Origin of the sequence: Streptomyces sp. 1222.5 (genome assembly GCF_900105245.1) — a bacterium.
Lineage (GTDB): Bacteria > Actinomycetota > Actinomycetes > Streptomycetales > Streptomycetaceae > Streptomyces > Streptomyces albidocamelliae.
The window spans coordinates 8094216-8112641 of record NZ_FNSZ01000001.1; the positions used below are offsets into that span (position 1 = coordinate 8094216).

13 protein-coding genes and 2 pseudogenes are annotated in these 18426 nt (G+C 72.9%); 10 read left to right on the plus strand and 5 right to left on the minus strand.

The features are described 5' to 3' along the window. Nucleotides 1–31: 31 nt before the first annotated feature. Entirely contained in the window at nt 32–964 is a 933-nt protein-coding gene (locus BLW57_RS36695) for a hypothetical protein (RefSeq protein WP_093479998.1), read from the plus strand. A gap of 86 nt (nt 965–1050) precedes the next feature. On the opposite strand, the gene BLW57_RS36700 is transcribed toward BLW57_RS36695, so the two are convergent. Then, a complete protein-coding gene (locus tag BLW57_RS36700) occupies nt 1051–1428 on the minus strand; it encodes a hypothetical protein (protein WP_176985859.1) in 378 nt (125 codons plus the stop codon). Beyond that, entirely contained in the window at nt 1425–3164 is a 1740-nt protein-coding gene (gene ctaD, locus BLW57_RS36705) for an aa3-type cytochrome oxidase subunit I (RefSeq protein ID WP_176985860.1), read from the minus strand. Before ctaD ends, BLW57_RS36700 begins: the two co-directional genes overlap by 4 nt. 202 nt (nt 3165–3366) lie before the next feature. Between ctaD and BLW57_RS43185 the strand changes: the two are divergent. Then, nucleotides 3367–3462, plus strand: a pseudogene (locus BLW57_RS43185) (kinase); the annotation flags it as partial. Between the two features lie 114 nt (nt 3463–3576). Here the strand turns inward: BLW57_RS43185 and BLW57_RS36710 are convergent. Then, nucleotides 3577–5640, minus strand: coding sequence for a SpoIIE family protein phosphatase (locus BLW57_RS36710; RefSeq protein WP_093479999.1), 2064 nt, complete (start codon nt 5638–5640; stop codon nt 3577–3579). Between the two features lie 181 nt (nt 5641–5821). Between BLW57_RS36710 and BLW57_RS36715 the strand changes: the two genes are divergently transcribed. The 7 genes and pseudogenes from BLW57_RS36715 (at nt 5822) to BLW57_RS36750 (ending at nt 14453) form a co-directional block, all read left to right on the plus strand. Further along, complete coding sequence (locus BLW57_RS36715; protein ID WP_093481087.1) at nt 5822–8284, plus strand: SpoIIE family protein phosphatase; 2463 nt, start codon at nt 5822–5824, stop codon at nt 8282–8284. 101 nt (nt 8285–8385) lie between these two features. Next, complete coding sequence (locus tag BLW57_RS36720) at nt 8386–9201, plus strand: maleylpyruvate isomerase family mycothiol-dependent enzyme (protein WP_093480000.1); 816 nt, start codon at nt 8386–8388, stop codon at nt 9199–9201. 77 nt (nt 9202–9278) lie between these two features. Next, nucleotides 9279–9587, plus strand: coding sequence for a hypothetical protein (locus BLW57_RS36725; RefSeq protein ID WP_093480001.1), 309 nt, complete (start codon nt 9279–9281; stop codon nt 9585–9587). Between the two features lie 252 nt (nt 9588–9839). After that, a pseudogene (locus tag BLW57_RS36735) lies at nt 9840–10878 on the plus strand (LacI family DNA-binding transcriptional regulator). Nucleotides 10879–10997: 119 nt separating this feature from the next. Further along, nucleotides 10998–12323, plus strand: coding sequence for an FAD-dependent oxidoreductase (locus BLW57_RS36740; RefSeq protein ID WP_093480002.1), 1326 nt, complete (start codon nt 10998–11000; stop codon nt 12321–12323). A 69-nt stretch (nt 12324–12392) separates the two neighbouring features. Further along, entirely contained in the window at nt 12393–13121 is a 729-nt protein-coding gene (locus BLW57_RS36745) for a FadR/GntR family transcriptional regulator (RefSeq protein WP_093480003.1), read from the plus strand. 189 nt (nt 13122–13310) lie between these two features. Then, complete coding sequence (locus BLW57_RS36750; protein WP_256339693.1) at nt 13311–14453, plus strand: DUF3103 family protein; 1143 nt, start codon at nt 13311–13313, stop codon at nt 14451–14453. Between the two features lie 25 nt (nt 14454–14478). Here the strand turns inward: BLW57_RS36750 and BLW57_RS36755 are convergent, their stop codons facing one another. Further along, entirely contained in the window at nt 14479–15663 is a 1185-nt protein-coding gene (locus tag BLW57_RS36755) for a PP2C family protein-serine/threonine phosphatase (protein ID WP_256339694.1), read from the minus strand. A gap of 309 nt (nt 15664–15972) precedes the next feature. Here BLW57_RS36755 and BLW57_RS36760 point away from each other — a divergent pair, with 309 nt between their 5' ends. After that, entirely contained in the window at nt 15973–17586 is a 1614-nt protein-coding gene (locus tag BLW57_RS36760) for a sigma-70 family RNA polymerase sigma factor (protein WP_093480005.1), read from the plus strand. A gap of 121 nt (nt 17587–17707) precedes the next feature. Here the strand turns inward: BLW57_RS36760 and BLW57_RS36765 are convergent, their stop codons facing one another. Then, entirely contained in the window at nt 17708–18322 is a 615-nt protein-coding gene (locus tag BLW57_RS36765) for a TetR/AcrR family transcriptional regulator (RefSeq protein ID WP_093480006.1), read from the minus strand. Between the last annotated feature and the right edge of the window lie 104 nt (nt 18323–18426).

Sequence of the window (18426 nt, forward strand, 5' to 3'; positions counted from 1 at the left end):
CCCGCGCCGCTTCGGCCTACGCTTCCCACCCATGACCACCGATCCGGCCACGCCCACCCACGCGACCCTCCTCGACCGCTGGCTCGACGATCTGCAGGTGCTCGCCGCACGGCTCGAACAGGTGCATCTGCCCGCCGACTTCCCCTTCGACTACTCGCCCGGCTCCCTGGCCGTCCTGGAGCAGGCCCTGCTCGACGGTGAGCACGACGACGCCTTCCGCCGTGCCGCCACCGCGTACATCGGGGAAGTGCTCATGGACGTCTGCGGCGGCCGGTGGGACATCGATCCCGCGACGGGAGGCGAGGACGGCGATCCGCTCGTCAGCCCCGACCCCGCCCTCGGCCTGCCCCCGCTGTCCGTCGGCACCCTCGTCGACGTCGCCCCCGCCGAAGGCTCCGGCGAGGTGCTGACGCGTGAACGTGACCAGCTCGCCGACGCCGTGTCCGAGCGGCGCCGTACCGTACCGGGCTGGGAGCCGCACAAGGAACGCTCACCGCTGGACCCGATCGGCCCCCAGCCGGCGGACGCATGGCTGCAACTGTGGCTCGCCGAGCGGGAGGAGGCCCACCCGGAGTGGGCGCACCGACTGTTCGGATCCGACGACCCGGGGGATGGCGACTTCACCGCCGCCGGCCTGGACGTGCTGGAACAGCGGCTGCGCGCCCGCTACGGCACCCTCGCCGACTTCGACGCCGATCGGGAGGGACCCTTTTTGCAGGGCGCCGTCTGGTACCTGGGGCAGGTCCTCTGCCGCCACCACGACAGCACCTGGGTGTACTGGGCGATCGAGCCGGACGCCCCGCGCGGCAGCCACCACCACGCGGAGAACCCCTGGTCCGGCATCCCCTTCACGCACCAGCCCCACAAGCGCAAGGCCGGCCCCCGCGACCCCCTCGAGATACTCCGGGGCGTCGTCCGCTACGGCACCGACTACCACCTGACGAAGATCATCGCTGACGTGTAGCCGGGACGCCGGGGTGCCGAGGACCGGCTCCCGCCTCACCGCCCCGCTGCGACGGCGGGCGTGGGCCGGAGCCGGTACCGCTCGCGTCAGCGGGTCAGCCAGGCGGCACCGGTGCCGGCGGTGATCGAGGAGGCGAGCAGAAGACACGCCCACACGGCGTGCCGTCGGAGCAGGGTGCGGCGCAGGTCTGCGTACCGGGCCTCGTACTCGCCGCGCAGGCGCCCCGCCCGGTCGGCGAACGCCTGCAGGGCCTGCCGGGTCAGCCCGAGACGCTGCTCGGTGTAGTGGCGCGTAAGGTCCTCGGCCTGCCCGGTGGTGAGCCAGGGCAGGCGCGCGCAGAGGGCTTCGGCCTCGCGCTGCGCCTGCTCCCGTTCCGCCTGCAGGAGGAGGAACCCCTCGACCTCGTTGGCGAGTTCCCCGCTGCTCCGGTCCGGCGGGGCCCCCTGACCGCGTGGCGACGTCAAGACCGGCCGCTTTCCGGTCCGTGGGTGTCCACGACGTCGCGCCTGGCGAGGTTCGCTTCGTGCTCGAACTCGGCGATCTCGGGGTGGTGCAGGTCGAAGGCCGGGGATTCGCTGCGGATCCGCGGCAAGGTGACGAAGTTGTGCCGGGGCGGCGGGCAGGAAGTGGCCCACTCCAGCGAACGGCCGTAGCCCCACGGATCGTCGACGCCGACCAGCTTGCCGTACCGGCCCGTCTTCCACACGTTGTAGAGGAACGGCAGGATCGACAGGCCGAGCAGGAACGAGCTGATCGTGGAGACGGTGTTCAGGGCGGTGAAGCCGTCGGTCGCCAGGTAGTCGGCGTACCGGCGCGGCATGCCCTCGGCGCCCAGCCAGTGCTGCACCAGGAAGGTGCCGTGGAAGCCGATGAACAGCGTCCAGAAGCACATCTTCCCGAGCCGCTCGTCCAGCATCCGGCCGCTGAACTTGGGCCACCAGAAGTGGAAGCCGGCGAACATCGCGAAGACGACCGTGCCGAAGACGACGTAGTGGAAGTGCGCCACCACGAAGTACGAGTCGGAGACGTGGAAGTCCATCGGCGGCGAGGCCAGGATGACACCGGTCAGACCACCGAAGAGGAAGGTGACGAGGAAGCCGACCGCCCACAGCATCGGTGTCTCGAAGGAGACGCTTCCCTTCCACATGGTGCCGATCCAGTTGAAGAACTTCACGCCCGTGGGTACGGCGATGAGGAACGTCATGAAGGAGAAGAACGGCAGCAGCACTCCGCCGGTGACGTACATGTGGTGGGCCCACACCGTCACGGACAGACCGGCGATCGCGATGGTCGCCGCGACGAGGCCCATGTAGCCGAAGATCGGCTTGCGGGAGAAGACCGGGATGATCTCGGTGACGATGCCGAAGAACGGCAGCGCGATGATGTACACCTCCGGGTGGCCGAAGAACCAGAAGAGGTGTTGCCACAGCAGGGCGCCGCCGTTGGCGGCGTCGAAGACGTGGGCGCCGAACTTGCGGTCCGCCTCCAGGGCGAACAGCGCGGCCGCGAGGACCGGGAAGGCCAGCAGGACCAGGACGGCCGTCAGCAGCACGTTCCACACGAAGATCGGCATGCGGAACATGGTCATGCCGGGCGCGCGCATGCAGATGATCGTGGTGATGAAGTTGACGGCGCCGAGGATGGTGCCGAAGCCGGAGAAGGCCAGACCCATGATCCACAGGTCCGAGCCGAGACCCGGGCTCCGGACGACGTCCGACAGCGGGGAGTAGGCGAACCAGCCGAAGTCGGCCGCGCCCTGCGGGGTGAGGAAGCCACCGACCGCGATGGAGGAGCCGAACAGGTAGAGCCAGTAGGCGAACATGTTCAGCCGGGGGAACGCCACGTCGGGCGCGCCGATCTGCAGCGGCATGATCCAGTTCGTGAAGCCGGCGAACAGCGGCGTCGCGAACATCAGCAGCATGATCGTGCCGTGCATCGTGAACAGCTGGTTGTACTGCTCGTTGGAGACGATCTGGATACCCGGGCGGGCCAGCTCGGCGCGCATCAGCAGCGCCATCACGCCGCCGATCAGGAAGAACGCGAACGACGTGCCCAGATAGAGCGTGCCGATCGTCTTGTGGTCGGTGGTCGTCAGCCACCTCACCACGACGTTCCCGGGCTGCCTCCGCTTGATGGGCAGCTCGTTCTCGTACGAGTCCTCGGCTGCCGCGGCACCGTGGGGGTCGTTGAGGATGCTCACAAGAAGGTGTCTCCAGATGCTCGCGGTTCACATCGTGCGTAAGCCGCCATCCTTTCCGGGCCGGGGGCCGGATGGCGGCGCGGAGCGGCCGAATTGCACCCTTCGGCATGACAGTCCAACCCGACTGGAGTAGCCGGCGCGTCGGCCGTGCGACGACCGCCACTCACGCGCCGCCCCCACGGCGAGCCAGGGCGCCGGCGCGCTGCGGCGGACGAGCGCGGACACCGGACAGCCCCGGCTGATCGTGCTGCGCGGCAACAGCGCCTCGGGGAAGTCCTCCGTCGCCGCCGGTGTCCAGGGAATACTGTCCGCCGCCCGCCCCGCCCCGCCGGCGCCGGAACGGGACCGGCCGGCCTTCCCCGGTGGGAGATCCGAGAGGGCCCCGCGAATCACGAGCGCCCCGCCCCGCCCTCTACAGCGCGCGGGCGATGAGGAGGGCCACGTCGTCGTGGTCGTCGGGGTGGCGCAGGCCGTGGAGGAGGAGGTCGCAGGTCTCCTCCAACGGGCGCCGGGGCTCGTCCAGGAAGCTCAGCAAAACGTCGAGACGGTCGTCTATGGGGTGCTGACGGGTCTCGACCAGACCGTCGGTGTAGAGGACCAGCAGGTCACCGGGGAGCAGTTCGAACGAGGTGGCCTCGAAGGCGATGCCGCCGACGCCGAGCGGGGCAGCGGCGGGCAGATCGAGGAGCGTGGGGGAGTCGCCCCGGACTAGGGCGGGCGGCATGTGTCCGGCGTTGGCGATGGTGCACCGCCTGGTACGAGGGTCGTACACCGCGTACAGGCAGGTGACGATGTAGTGCTCGAGGTCGCAGGTGACCTTGTCCAGGTGCTGGAGCACCTCGGCGGGAGCGAGGTCGAGCTCGGCGTAGGCGCAGGTGGCGGTGCGCAGCCGGCCCATGGTGGCGGCGGCGTCGATCCCGTTGCCCATGACGTCGCCGACCACCAGGGCGGTCTTGTCATCGGCCAGCGAGATGACGTCGTACCAGTCGCCGCCGACCTCGCTGGTGGCCTGCGCGGGCTGGTAACGGGAGGCGACCTCCAGGCCCGTGTGGTGCGTCGAGTGGTCGGGCAGCAGACTGCGCTGGAGGGTCAGCGCGGTGTTGCGGACGCTCTGGAACCAGCGGGCGTTGTCGATGGCCACCGCGGCCCGGCCGGCGAGTTCGCCGGCGAGGACCACGTCGTCGTCGTCGAACGGCGCCGGATTGCGGGTGCGTTTGAGATCGAGGGCGCCGATCACCTCGCCGTGCGCGATCAGCGGAACCGCGAGGTACGAGTGGACGCCGGCCCGGGCCAGCAACGCCCCGGCCTCCGCGTCCCGGGCGATGCGTGGCAGGTCCTGTGCCCGGACGTAGCGGACCAGCACCGGCCGGCCGGTGTGCACGCACAGGGTGACGAGACGGTCGCCGTCGTACGTGGCGAGATCACCGGGCGGGTCGGCGGCACGCTCGGCGACGGTGGGGTGGGCGGCCTTCAGGGCGAGCGCCCGGAAGAGCTCGGGGCCGTTGTCGGGCTTGCGGATGCGGCGGCAGGCCAGCGCGGAGTCGAGGACGTCCACGGCGACCACGTCGGCCAGCGCCGGAGCGGCGATCTCCGCCAGCTCGTCGGCGGTCTGCTGCACGTCCAGGGTGGTGCCGACCCGCGTCGAGGCCTCGGCGATGAGCGCCAGGCGCCGTCGCGCCCGGTCGGCCTCCGCCGCCGCGCGGTGCCGTTCGGTGACGTCGACGACCGAGACGGCCGCGCCGAGGATCCGGCCCCCGGGGTCCGCCAGCCGGTAGAAGGAGAGCGACCAGGCGTGATCGTGCTCGGGATCGGCGGGCGGACGGCCCACGTGGTACTGGTCGATGAGGGGCGTGCCGGTGGTGAGCACCTGACGCAGGGCCGATTCGACGGTGTCGGCGTCCGGGAACGGCAGGGTCTCCCGGAGATGGCGGCCGATGTGGTCCTCGGCGGGGATGCCGTCGATGCGTTCCAGCGCCGGGTTGACCAGCAGGTAGCGCAGGTCGGGGTCCATGAGGGCGAGGCCGATGGGGGACTGGTTCACCAGCTGCTCGCACAGCGCCAGATCCGTCTCGACGCGCTGGAGCAGGGTGTGGTCCGCCGCGATGCCCAGGGCGTAGACGTCCCCGAGGTCGTCCAGCAGCCGCATGGTGCGGAACTCCGTCAGCCGGGTGCTGCCGTCCTTGTGCCGTACGGGGAAGGCGCCGGCCCAGCCGCGGCCGGTCTCCAGCACCTCCGTGAACAGGCTCGACACAGCCTGTAGATGCTCGGGACGCACGAGCAGGCGCGTCGCGTTCTCGCCGAGGGCCTCCTCCGCCGTGTAACCGAAGAGGTCCTCGGCCTGCGGCGTCCAGAAGACCACGCGCCCGCGGGTGTCCAGGGCCACCGCGGCCACGCTGAGCACATCCAGCAGACCGGTCGACCGCGGCGGCTCGGGCCGCTCGTCCTCGTGGCCGGTCCCGAAGGATTCCACTGCCATCCCGGATCCACCTCCACCGGCCGGTCGGCCGGTCTCGCGGTCGGTGCCGGCACGGCCGTGCGGGTATGTGCTGAGGGCCGGTACCCCCATGGTCCTCCCGGCACCGCCGGGGCGCACTGATGGCCAACATTAAGCCCATCGCGTGCATAAATAAGACCATTGTGGTGTAAGGGTCTACATGATGGAATCTCCGCGAAAGGGTATCTCCGCATCTACGTCCGCGGGACCGGGTGACCTCTTCGACGCGTCCAGCGACGCGGCCGCGGTGATCGCGCCGAACGGTGTCGTGCTCGGCTGGACCCTGAGCGCCGAGGCACTGCTCGGCTACCCGGCACGGGAGGTCGTCGGCGGCCCCGCCGCGCACCTGCTGGCCATGCCCGACGATCCCCTGCGAGCCGCGGCCGTCGCCGAACGGTGCCGCGCCGGTCACGGCTGGAGCGGGCTGATCGCCGTACGGCACCGGGACGGCCGCTGCCTCGACGTCCACCTCCTGGTCTCGGCGTCCTTCCGGATCGGCGCGGACGAGTGCTTCCTGGTGTCGGCGCGTGAGCAGCGACCGCAGTGGACGGTCGCCCGGTCCGTCCTCGACGGATTCCTGACCCGCCTGCCGGTCGGCATGGCCGTCATGGACCAGGACCTGCGCTACGTGTGGCTGAACGACACCCTGGAGCAGTTCGGCGGCGTCCCCCGTGAGCAGCGGCTCGGCCGCAGGGTGAGCGACGTGCTGCCCGGACTGCAGGCGGAGGCCCTGGAAGGGCTGATGCGCAAGGCGCTGGCGACCGGAGTGCCGGTGACCGACTACGAGTACGCGGGATGGAGCTGGGCCGACCCGCACCGCCGGCACGCCTTCTCCACGTCGTTCTTCCCGCTGGTGGACGCCGACGGCGCCGCCAGTGGCATCTGTTACCTGGTCCAGGACATCACCGAGCGCTGGACCGCCCGGCAGCTGCTGACGCTCGTCAACGAGGCCGGCACCAGCATCGGCACGACCCTCGACGTGCTGCGGACGGCCCAGGAACTCGCCGACTTCGCCGTCCCCCGCTTCGCGGACTTCGTCGTCGTGGACCTGCTGGAACCCGTCCTCAGCACCGAGGGGCACGGAGCGTGGCTGACCGACGCGGGGCCCCCTCCGGCCACCCCGGCGATGCGCCGTGCCGGCATGCAGTCGGTGCGGGCGGGCTGCCCCGAAGCCGTGGCCCGAATCGGCGAGGAGGTCGGCTTCCTTCCCCCGCCCCGCGACGTGAACATGCTGATCAGCGGAGAGCCGAGGCTCATCCCGGTCCTCGACCCGTCGGACGCCCTGTGGGCCACGGAGGAGCCCGTGCGGGCGGCACGGATCCGCGAGTTCGGCCTGCACACGATGATCGCGGCGCCGATGCGGGCCCGGAACACCGCCCTCGGACTCACCACCTTCGCCCGGTCGCTCAACCCCGTCCCCTTCGGGCCGGACGACGTCCTGCTGGCCCGCGAGCTGGTCGCACGGGCGGCGGTCTGCGTCGACAACGCCCGCCGTTACACCAGGGAGCACATGGCGGCGGTGACGCTGCAGCGCAGTCTGCTGCCGCCCGCCCTGTCCGGCGGCACGGCCCTGGAGGTCGCCTCGTCCTACCTGCCCGCGGACCCGACGGGCGGCGTCGGCGGCGACTGGTTCGACGTGATCCCCCTGTCCGGCGGCCGGATGGGTCTCGTCATCGGGGACGTGGTGGGCCACGGCATCGCCGCGGCGGCGAGCATGGGCAGGCTGCGCACCGCCGTCCAGACACTGGCCGACATGGAGCTGCCCCCCGACGAACTCCTCGCCCACCTCGACGACCTGGTGCTGCGGCTGAGCGACGAGGAGAACGCCGCCGGCTCCGGAGAACACAGCACGACCACCTTCATCGGCGCGACCTGTCTCTACGCCGTCTACGACCCCGTCACCAGGCGCTGCGAGATGGCCCGGGCCGGGCATCCGCCCCCCGTCGTCGTCGCCCCCGGCGGACACGCCTACTTTCCGGAGATCCCCGCCGGGCCCCCGCTGGGGCTCGGCGGCATGGCGTTCGAGGCGACCGAGATCGAACTGGCCGAGAACAGCCTCTTCGGCCTTTACACCGACGGCCTCATCGAGGGCGGCGACCAGGACGTGGAGCGGGGCATGTCCCGGCTCGGCACGGTGCTCGCGCGCACCGGGCACAACCTGGGCACGCTCTGCGCGTCCGCCGTGCACGAACTCGTCCCCGTGCCGCAGCCCGACGACATCGCCCTGCTGCTGGCCCGTACCCACGGCCTCGGCGCCGACCGGCTCGCCACCTGGGAGGTGCCCCCCGACCCGGCCGCCGTGGGCGATCTCCGGACCCGGGCCATCCGCCAGGTCGAGGACTGGGGCCTCGGGGAACTCGCCATGACGACGGAGCTCATCGTGAGCGAGCTGGTCACCAACGCCATCCGGTACGCCGCCCTGCCCATTCGGCTACGGCTGCTGCGCGACGTCCGGCTGACCTGCGAGGTCTCCGACGCCAGCAGCACGGCGCCCCGCCTCAGGCACGCCCGGAGCACCGACGAGGGCGGTCGCGGCCTGTTCCTGGTGGCCCAGCTCTCCCACCGCTGGGGCGTCCGGTACACCGGGGACGGAAAGATCATCTGGGCCGAGCAGGAGATCCCCTGAGACCGCGGGCGGCGGGCCGGCCCGGATTTGCCTTCGAGTGGACTCCAGCAGCCACACTGGGCGCGACGAAGCACGGTTCGAGGACAGGAACGGCGGCACCGATGGCAACGACGAGCAGGGCAGGACACCCGCTGCCGTACGACACCTACCGCGAGGCCGTGGCACGCGAGACCCGCCGCTTCGCCGACACGGTCGCGGGCGCCGACCCGGCGACCGCCGTGCCCTCCTGCCCGGACTGGACCCTGGCCGACCTCACCGTTCACGTGGGGGCGGTGCAGCGTTGGTTCTCCGCACTCCTGACCAGGCGGGTGCAGGAGCCGCCGCGCAGCCGCGAGGTGGACCTGGGGCTGCCGGACGACGTGCGCGACCGGCCGGCCTGGGTGGCGGCCGGTGTCCCCGGCGTGGCGGACGTGCTCGAGGCCACGGACCCCCTGGCCGTGATGTGGGCGTGGGGCGAGGACCAGCACGCCCGGTTCTGGGCCCGCAGGATGCTCTTCGAGACCCTGGTCCACCGCACGGACGCGGAGCGCGCCGTCGGCCGGACGTCCGACGTCGACCCGGCCCTGGCCGCCGACGGCGTGGACGAGTTCCTCGTCAACCTCCCCTACGCCGGTCCCTTCGCGCCCGGCGTGGACAAGCTGCGCGGCGACGGCGAGACCGTCGCCTTCCGGTGCGCGGACGCCGCGGACGGGGTCGTCGAGGAGTGGCTGGTACGGCTGGGCCCGGACGGTTTCCGCCTGCTGCCCCCGGCCGACGGCGAGGCGGCCGCTCCCGCGTCGCACACCGTGGCGGTGCGCGGGCGGGCGGCGGATCTGCTGCTGTTCCTCTACGGCCGGCTGTCGTACGGGGACCCCGCCCTCGACGTCACCGGAGACACCGGGGTCCTCGACCGATGGGTCGCCCACACAGCCTTCTGAGCAGCGCGGCCTGTGCTCTCGACCGCCGGGCGCGCCGCCGGGGTGTCAGCCGTCCGCCCGCGGGAAACCCGGGCGGCATGGCAGCACAGGAGCGGCAGGAGCCTTTCCCCTTGGACCGGCAGGTGGTGGACCGGCTGGTGCCCGTCTGGCTCGCGGAGACGGAACGCCACGATCCCGGGGCCGCCCGCCGGGCCCGGGAGGGCTGGCGGAACGGCACGCTGGGCGGCGAGTGCGCGCAGGACCTGGCCACCTGGGTGACCGCGCGGGTCACCGACACGGCCTTCAACGAGGACGAGGGCCCGGAGGTCGAGGGCCCCGCGCGCATCACGCCCGCGGACAAGGAGTGCGTGCACCGCTGGCTCGCGGCCCAGGGGTATCCGGTCTGACCGCCGGACGGTCCGGCCGGCGGCGCCTCGGCCCTCAGGGGTACGACACGACCGTGGACGGGCTCGTCGACGCCGCCGTTTCCGTCCGTCACGGTGCGCGCGGTCCGCCAGTTCTGCCCGTCGTCCGAGATCCGCACGGTGTGCGCCTTCGCGTAGGAGGCCTCCTACAGCAGCTGCACGTGCCGGAACCGGGTGCGGGTGCCGAGGTCGACCTGGAGCCACCGGGGGTCGCTCCAGGCGCTCGCCCAGCGGGTGCCGGGGTCGCCCGTCGACCGCTTTGGCGGCGGTGCACGGGCAGTCGCCGTGACTCGCCTGGTAGGACGAGGCGCGTACAAGGACAACCCCGGCGTGCTGATGTGGGACGTCGGCAACGAGTCCATCGAGCGGACCGGGTACGCGCCCCACCGCGCCGCGCGCTCACTGGTCACCCGGCGGGCCGAGACCGTGGCCCCGGTGATGCCGGTGCCGGGGACGCCTCGGACGAGGCTCAAGCCGCCTTCGCCGCCCGGGTGTTCGCCGACCCCTTCTTCGGCCGGGTGGTCGCCAGGCTCGTCGGCCACCTGAGGCCGCGCTCGGTGCACCCGGTGCTGATGTTCGCGGAGGCCGCCGAGGGCCGCCAGGAGGTGCTGACGTACCTGCGGCAGCGGCGGGCCGACGGTGCGCTGGTGGTGTCGGGTCACGCCGACGACCCGCTGCCCGCTCTCCTCGCCGAGGCCCGGCTGCCCGCGGTGCTCTTCGCCCGCCCCCTCCCGCCCGGTGCCGCTCGGCTACGTCGACCTGGCGCACCGGGACGGCGGGCGGCTCGCGGCGGAGTATCCGCTCGCCCGCGGCTGCCGCAGGCTCGCCACGATCGCCGGGCCCCTGGCGGCCGCCGCGAGCCAGGAGCGGCTGGCCGGATTCCGTGACACCCTCGCCCGCCACGGACAGCCCTACGTCCCGGTCGCCGAAGGGGGCTTCACCCTGGACAGCGGGGGTGGCGGCGATGGCGACCTGCTGGCCGAACACCCCGAGCCGGACGAGGTGTTAGCCGCCAACGACCTCATGGCCCAGGGCGCCTGCCAGGTGCTGAGGGAGCGAGGCCGGCGGGTGTCGGAGGACGTGGCGGTGATCGGTTTCGACGACTCGGCGGTCGCCGCCGCCTGCCGTCCCGGGCTCACCACCGTCCGCCGGCCCGTCGAGGACATGGCGGCCGACATGGCCCGCCTGCTCGACGAACATCTGCGGGGGCACCCTGGCCGAGCCCACGTCGATCGTGTTCGACCCCCGGCTGGTGGTGCGCGAGTCGGCCTGAGCCCGCCCACGGACGCGCCGTCTCCGCGGGTGGGGGAGCGAGTGGCCGGACCCCCGCCGGGAGGCGTACGATATTCATCGACCGATGAATTTCTGCTCTCCCCGAAGGGCAGGACCGCCATGGAACGCACCACGTGCTGTGTCGTGGGAGGCGGCCCCGCGGGCATGGTGCTCGCCCTGCTGCTGGCCCGGGCCGGCGTCGCCGTGACGGTGCTGGAGAAGCACGCCGACTTCCTGCGCGACTTCCGCGGTGACACCGTCCACCCCTCCACCCTGGCGCTGCTCGACGACCTGGGGCTCGCCGAACGCTTCGCCCAGTTGCCGCAGCGCCGGGTGCGCACCGTCCAGCTGCCGGTCGGAGCCGGCCGCTCGGCGGTCACGGTCGCCGACCTCGCCGTCCTGCGCGGTCCGTACAACTACGTGGCGATGGTGCCCCAGTGGGACCTGCTGGACCTGCTCGCGGACGAGGGCCGCCGTGAGCCGGGCTTCGAACTGCGGATGAACACCGAGGCGACCTCGTTCCTCACCGAGTCGGGACGCGTGAGCGGTGTGCGCTACCGGACGTCGGACGGCCGCACGGGAGAACTGCGCGCCCTCCTCACCGTCGCCTGCGACGGCCGCGGATCACTGGCACGCCTGCGGCCGGAGCTCGGACTGCGCGGCTTCCCCTGCCCGATGGACGCCTGGTGGTTCCGGCTCCCGCGGCACGAGAGCGACCCGCGTGGACTCTTCGGCGGAGCCGGCGACCGCTTCCTGACCGCGATGATCGACCGCGGGGACTACTGGCAGTGCGCCGCGCTCATCCCCAAGGGCACCGACGCCGAGCGCCGCTCCGCCGGACTCCGGCGCTTCCTGGCCGACTTCACCGCCGCCGTCCCCTGGATCGCCGGCCGCACCGGCGCGCTCACCTCGTGGGACGACGTCAAGCTGCTCGACGTACGCCTGGACCGGCTGCGTCGCTGGCACCGGCCGGGCCTGCTGTGCATCGGCGACGCCGCGCACGCCATGTCCCCGGTGTTCGGCATCGGCATCAACCTCGCGGTCCAGGACGCCGTGGCCACCGCCCGCATCCTGGCCGGGCCGCTCCTGCGCGGGCGGGTGAGCCTGCGTGACGTGCGCCGGGTGCAGCGCCGGCGCGGATTCACCACGGTCGCCACGCAGGCGCTCCAGCGGACGGCGCACGCCCGCTTCATCGCTCCTCTGCTGCGGGGCCGGCCGCCCCTCGGCAGTGCGAAGCGCGCCCGGCGTGTCGGGCGGCTGATCGCCGGGATGCCCTGGACGCGGCGCCTGCCCGCCTACTTCATCGCGTACGGCGCACTCCGCGAACGTCCGCCCCAGGAGGCGGTGCGAAGCGGCCGCCCCGTGGCGAGGACCCGGTCAACTCCGCGTGTTTTCCAGGGCATTGACGGCATCCGTGGGCAGCTGCTTCACTGGCGCCGTGGCTGAGCCACTGAACCACCGAGTCGCCCTCCGGTGAACCGCCGGACCGCCGCACCGACGCATCGGAGACCCCGCGTGGCCGTCGAAAGCCTTCCCCGCCGATCCGTGGTCGACCTGCTCGAGGACCGGCTGCGCGAGGACATCCTCGGCGGTACCCACCGACCCGGCTCCCTGCTCCCTCCCGAACGGGAGCTGGCGGCCGGATACGGCGTCACACGCACCACCCTGAAGCACGCGCTGACCCGGCTGGAGAAGGCCGGGCTGCTCAGCACCCGGCACGGCGTCGGCACCTCCGTGCTGGACTACCTGCGGCTCGGCGGTGCCGACCTGCTCCCAATGCTGGCCACGCAGGACTCCGCCTGGCTGAGGGAGGTCTTCGAGGTGCGGCGGCACGTCGGCGCGCTGATCGCCGGCCGGGCCGCCGCCCGGCGCACGGCACGGCAGGCCAGGTCGCTCGAAGAGCTGCTGCGCCGGGTGGCCGAGGCGCCGGACGCCGACGCCACCCAGCTCGCCGACGTCGAGGTGCACCGCGAACTGGCCCGGGCGACCGGCAACCGGGTCTATCTGCTGCTCACCAACACGCTCTTCAACGCCTATCTCCCGGTGCGGGGTGCCCTGCGGTCCCCCTTCGAGGATGCGGCCGGGGCGGCGGCGCGGCTCGCACCCGTCGTGCACGCGGTGGCCGAGGGCCGGGCCGAGGAGGCGCGAGGTGCGGCCGAGACGTACCTGCGCACCACCGAGAAGCTCATGCTGAACTCGCTGAAGCCGGCCCGGCGCAGGGAAGCGGGCGGCCGCCCCGGCTAGCGGATCGCCCCCCTCGACCACGCTCCCGCGACGGGCCGGGACCGTTTCCCGGCCGGTCGCCGTCGCAGGGGCGCGCGTGCGGCTGCCCGCCTGGTTGTCATGCGCGCGCCAAATCGAGACGGCATCGCCGACCCCCACACGCCGTACCCCGTCCCCGCGGTGCGGCGGCCGAACAACAGAAGGAGCACGGTGAGCAGACCCAGCAAGCGGCGCGGCGCCCTGATCGGCATGACGCTGGCCGCCGTCATCGGCACGGCCCAGCCCGCCATCGCCTCGCCCGCACCGAACCCGGCGCGCCCGGCCACCGCGACGCGGCACGCCCAGGTCCACGACGTCGAGGACCGGATCGCACGGTCCCTGTCCTCCTCGCTGGCCGCGCCCGAGTGGAGGGAGCAGGTGCGCACGGCCGCGCTCGGCACACAGGAGGTGGACCTACGGGCCCTCGCCGCCCGGACCGCGGACCCCGCGGGCGAACGGCTCGAGGCCGTGGTCACCACCGCGGACCGGCGCATCGCCGCCCTCAAGGGGCTGCCCGCGACGACCGGGTCCCTGCTGCGCGTACGCCTCGGCGCACCCTCCATGCGCGGGCGTCTCGAAGCCGGCGCCGCGCCGTGGGTCGCCGTCGCGGCGGCCGACGAGCACACCAGGACCATCACGGCCTACGACAGCCAGGGCCGCGCGCACGCCGTGGACGCCACCCGGGTCCCCGACCGCCCCCTCTACGTCCTGGACATCGACGTCTCCAAGGCCCACCGCGCCGGACTGGCGGTGCTGCGCGCGGCCCTCGCCGACAAGGGACTCGCCGCCCCGCGGGACCGGGCCGCGAACGGAGCCGGTGCGGCCGGCTGGTGGGCCACCAAGGTCACGGCCGTCGAGGTGAACGACGACGAGGAGCCCTGGTTCAAGGGTGGCGCCGAGATGTTCGCCCTGGTGACCGGTTTCGGGCCGGACGGCAAGGCCCGCGTCGACTCGGTCGACATGCCGTACCTGGACGACGACGGCACCGTCTACCACCCGAACCAGATCCTGGTGAACTGGTCCAGCTACAAGTACAACCTCGCCGACGTCGTCATGATGGAGGACGACGACGGCACCAACTACAAGGCGCTGGCCCAGGCCCTCACCACCGCCCTGCTCACCGTCACCGACCAGGGGGCGTACATCCCCCTGGTGAACGCGGTGCTGAGCGCGATGCCGGACTCCTGGTTCACCGACGACCCCGACTACGTGGAGTCCTGGTACACCCTGTCCAAGAACTCCACGGGCCGGCTCGACGGAGCCGCGGGCAACGGCTGGATGACCGTGGAACCGTACTTCGTCGAGCAGTTCTGACGCTCGTCCCCGCCCGGCCCCGGGCTCAGGGCGCCGAGCCGTCCGGGTGCGCGCCGCGGTCGCGCAGCCGGGCGGCCAGAACCGCCACGTCGTCCTCCGCGTGCCGGGCGTCGAGGCGGGCGAGCACCGTGTCGAGGACGTCCTCCACCGGTGAGGCGGGGCGGAAACGGACGCCGGCCAGCCGGCCGAGCGAGTGGTCGATGTCCTCACCGCGGCGCTCGACGAGTCCGTCGGTGAAGAGCACGAGGGTCTGCGAAGGGTCCAGCCGATAGGTGGCCGGCTCGTAACCGCCGAGACCGGTGCCCAGCGGCGGGCCGACCGGAACCGGCAACAGGGAGGTGCGGCCCCGCTCGTCCGTGACCGCCGGGGGCAGATGACCGGCGGAGGCGAAGGTCACCTGACCGCGATTGGGGTCGACCTGGGCGATGAGGCAGGTCGCGGGCCGGCGTTCCGGCTCCCCGGCGGCCAGGGCGTCGAGCTGGCGCAGCACACGGTGCGGGGGCAGGTCGGCGGAGGCTACGTAGCGCAGGGCCGAACGGTAGGCCGTCATGTCGACGGCGGCCTCCAGACCGTGCCCCATCACGTCGCCGACCACGAGGAGCGTGCGGCCGAAGTGCAGCCGCACGGTCTCGCACCAGTCGCCACCGATCAGCGTGCTCTGCCCCACGGGGAGATAGCGGGTGGCCACGTCCAGGTTGGGGTGCGGCCGGCCGGGTTCCGACAGCAGCGCACGCTGGAGCTTGCCGACGATGGCACTCACCGCGTCGTGCTCCCGGGCGTGCCGCACGTGGGAGGCGGCATGCTCGGTGAGGAACGCCAGCACCTCGGCCTCCGCCGCGGTGAACGGTGCCGTGTCCCGGGCGCCGACCAGTGCGCCGTAGCAGCGGCCGCCCGCGACCACGGGCACGCAGAGCACCTGTCCGGCATGGCCCGCCACCGGCTGCCCGAGCCTGCTCCCCGCGGTCCCGGCCGCCGACCCCCTGGCCACCCCCTCGGCCCACGGAAGGCCCGGCAGCAGCGCCGGATTGCCGACGACCGCCTCGTAGCGCGAACCGGCACGGCGGCCGAGGCGCAGCACCGCCGCGGCGCCTCCCACCTGCCCGGCGACCTCACGGGTCAGCTCCGCGCACGTGGTGTCCTCGTCGAGCGTGGTGCCGATGCGCGAGGCGGCGGTGCGCAGGGCGGCCAGCCGGGACGGGGTACCGGCCACGGACACGGACCTGCGATCGGGCCCGGTCGGCGGCACCGTCGCCCGCCCGCCGAGCGGTTCGTGACCTTCCGACACAGGCGCCACCCTAGGTGAGGGGCAACCGAGAGCAGGTGACGAACAGGTGTCCTGATGGCGAACACACGCCCTCGCGTCCTCACCTTCCGTCACCGGACCGCGGCCCACCGTGGCGAGCGCGGCCCGGCCGGAAATTCCTGAGGCGAGTTTTCGAACAAGTGTTATCCGGGGCGCCCCCGGCGGTCTCCCAGGCATCGGACACAATCGTTCGGCGTCGAGGACGGGAAGCATTTGATGAGCGCACAGCACGGGGCGGGGTCGGCGGCGTTGGTGATCGCCGCGCGAGAGGGGGACACGCAGGCCCAGGACGCCCTGGTCAACGCGTACCTCCCGCTGGTCTACAACATCGTCGGGCGGGCGCTGAACGGCTCGGTGGACGTCGACGACGTGGTGCAGGAGACCATGCTGCGCGCCCTGCACGGCCTGGACGGGCTGCGGACTCCGGAGCGCTTCCGCTCCTGGCTCGTCGCGATCGCGATGAACCAGGTGCGCACGCACTGGCAGGACCGGCAGAACGCCCCGGGCGCCGTGGACGAGGCCCAGGAACTGGCGGACCCGGGCGCCGACTTCGTGGACCTGACGGTGATGCAGCTCCAGCTCTCCGGGCAGCGCCAGGAGACGGCGCGCGCGACGCGCTGGCTGGAGCCGGACGACCGCGGTCTGCTGTCGCTGTGGTGGCTGGAGTGCGCCAGCGAGCTGACCCGGACCGAGGTCGCCGCCGCCCTGGACCTGTCGACCCAGCACACCGCCGTCCGTGTGCAGCGGATGAAGGCGCAGCTCGAGGCCGCCCGCGTGGTGGTACGGGCGCTCGACGCGCGGCCCCAGTGCGAGGAGCTCGGGGTCGTGCTCGCGTCCTGGGACGGCCTGCCCTCGGCGCTGTGGCGCAAACGAATAGCCAGGCACGCCCGCGAGTGCGTGCGCTGCTCCGGCCTGTGGTCCGGACTGATGCCCGCGGAGGGGCTGCTGGCCGGACTGGCGCTGGTCGGAGTCTCGTCCGCCCTGCTCGCGAGCGTGCGCTCCACCACCGGCGGGATGGCCGCCGCCGGTTCCGCGACCCCGATCGGCGCGTCCGCCGGTACGGGCCCGGGCCGGGGCCGCGCGGCCTCCCGCACCGAGTCGCTGCGCCGGCGGCGCATGCGGCGCCGGGCCGTCAGCGCCGCCGTCGTGGCGGCCTGCGTCGCCGGCGGCGGCTTCTGGTACTTCGGCACGGACTCCGGTGACGGCGCCGCTGGTACGACCGCCGAGCGCGCGGAAGCCACCCCCATAGTGGACCTCTCGGCGCCCAGCCCCGAGGAGAGTTCGCCCTCGGCCTCGGCGTCACCGTCGCCCTCCGCCTCGAAGCCGAAGAAGGCACGCGCCTCCAATTCACCGAGCCCCACCCCGAAGAAGACGACGCCCGCCCCCAGGCGTTCCACCCCGCCGGCTCCCGTGCCGGCCGGTACACCGCAGTCCCAGCCGGCGCCGTCGGACACCGTCGGGCAGGTGGTCGCCCTGGTGAACAAGGAACGCGCGACCGCCGGCTGCGGTCCGCTCACCGAGGACCCGCAACTGGAGAAGGCGGCCCAGAACCACTCCGACGACATGGCCGCGCGCGGCTTCTTCGACCACACCAACCCCGACGGCGCCGACCCCGGGCAGCGCATCACCGCGACGGGCTACCGCTGGTCCACGGAGGGCGAGAACATCGCGCAAGGGCAGCAGACCGCCGCCTCCGTGATGGAGTCCTGGATGAACAGTCCCGGGCACCGCGCGAACATCCTGAACTGCTCCTTCAAGAACATCGGCGTGGGCGTCCACAAGGGCGCGGGCGGTCCGTGGTGGACACAGGACTTCGGTACCCGGATGTGATGCCCGCGGTCTGACGGCAACAGGGGCCGACGCGGACAGGGACACCGGAGGCGGGGCCACCGTGCCGCGCGGGACCCCGGCCCCGTGCGAGCGGCCGGGAGACCGGCCGCCGCTCGCCCCGTTACCGGGTGCCGATGCCCCGCAGGATGCGGAAGGCCCGCAGCAGGGTCGCCGGGCCCGTGTCCGTCGGACCGGTCGCACGGCGCGCCCGGCGCGTCCGCAGGACGGCACGTACCGCGGACAGTGCGGCGCACGCGATGACGGCCGCCTCCAGGTCGGCGTCCGGAGCGTCCGGCGGGAGCCGGCGCCGGACCAGGGCGGTCAGCCGCTCCTCGAAGTCGGAGAAGGCCTGCACGAGGCGGGCCGTGACGACGTTCTCGATGTCCTCCAGCGGATGACTGAGGGCGGACAGGGTGGAGGCCGCGAACGGCTCGGCCGCCTCCAGCAGGGCGTTGCACACCGCGTCCAGGGGCTCCTCGTCCGCCGGACGCCCGGCCAGGGCGTTCTCCACGTACGCGAAGATCTCGACGCCGTCGGGCAGCAGCAGCGCTTCCTTGCTCTCGAAGTAGCGGAAGAACGTGCGTACCGAGACGTTCGCGTGAGCGGCGATGTCCGCGACCGTCGTGGCCTCGAAGCCCCGCTCGCGGAACAGGCGCGCGGCTCCCTCCAGCAGCAGGCGCCGCGTCTCCGCCTTCTTGCGCTCGCGCAGTCCGGCGGGGGCGATCTCGTTCGGCATGGGGCGAGCCTCCGCCATGCTGTCGCGACTGTCAATCGGCACGCGTGTCACGTCAGGGGACCCCGCATCAGCCATATGTCATCCATGCCAATTGTCATGCATGC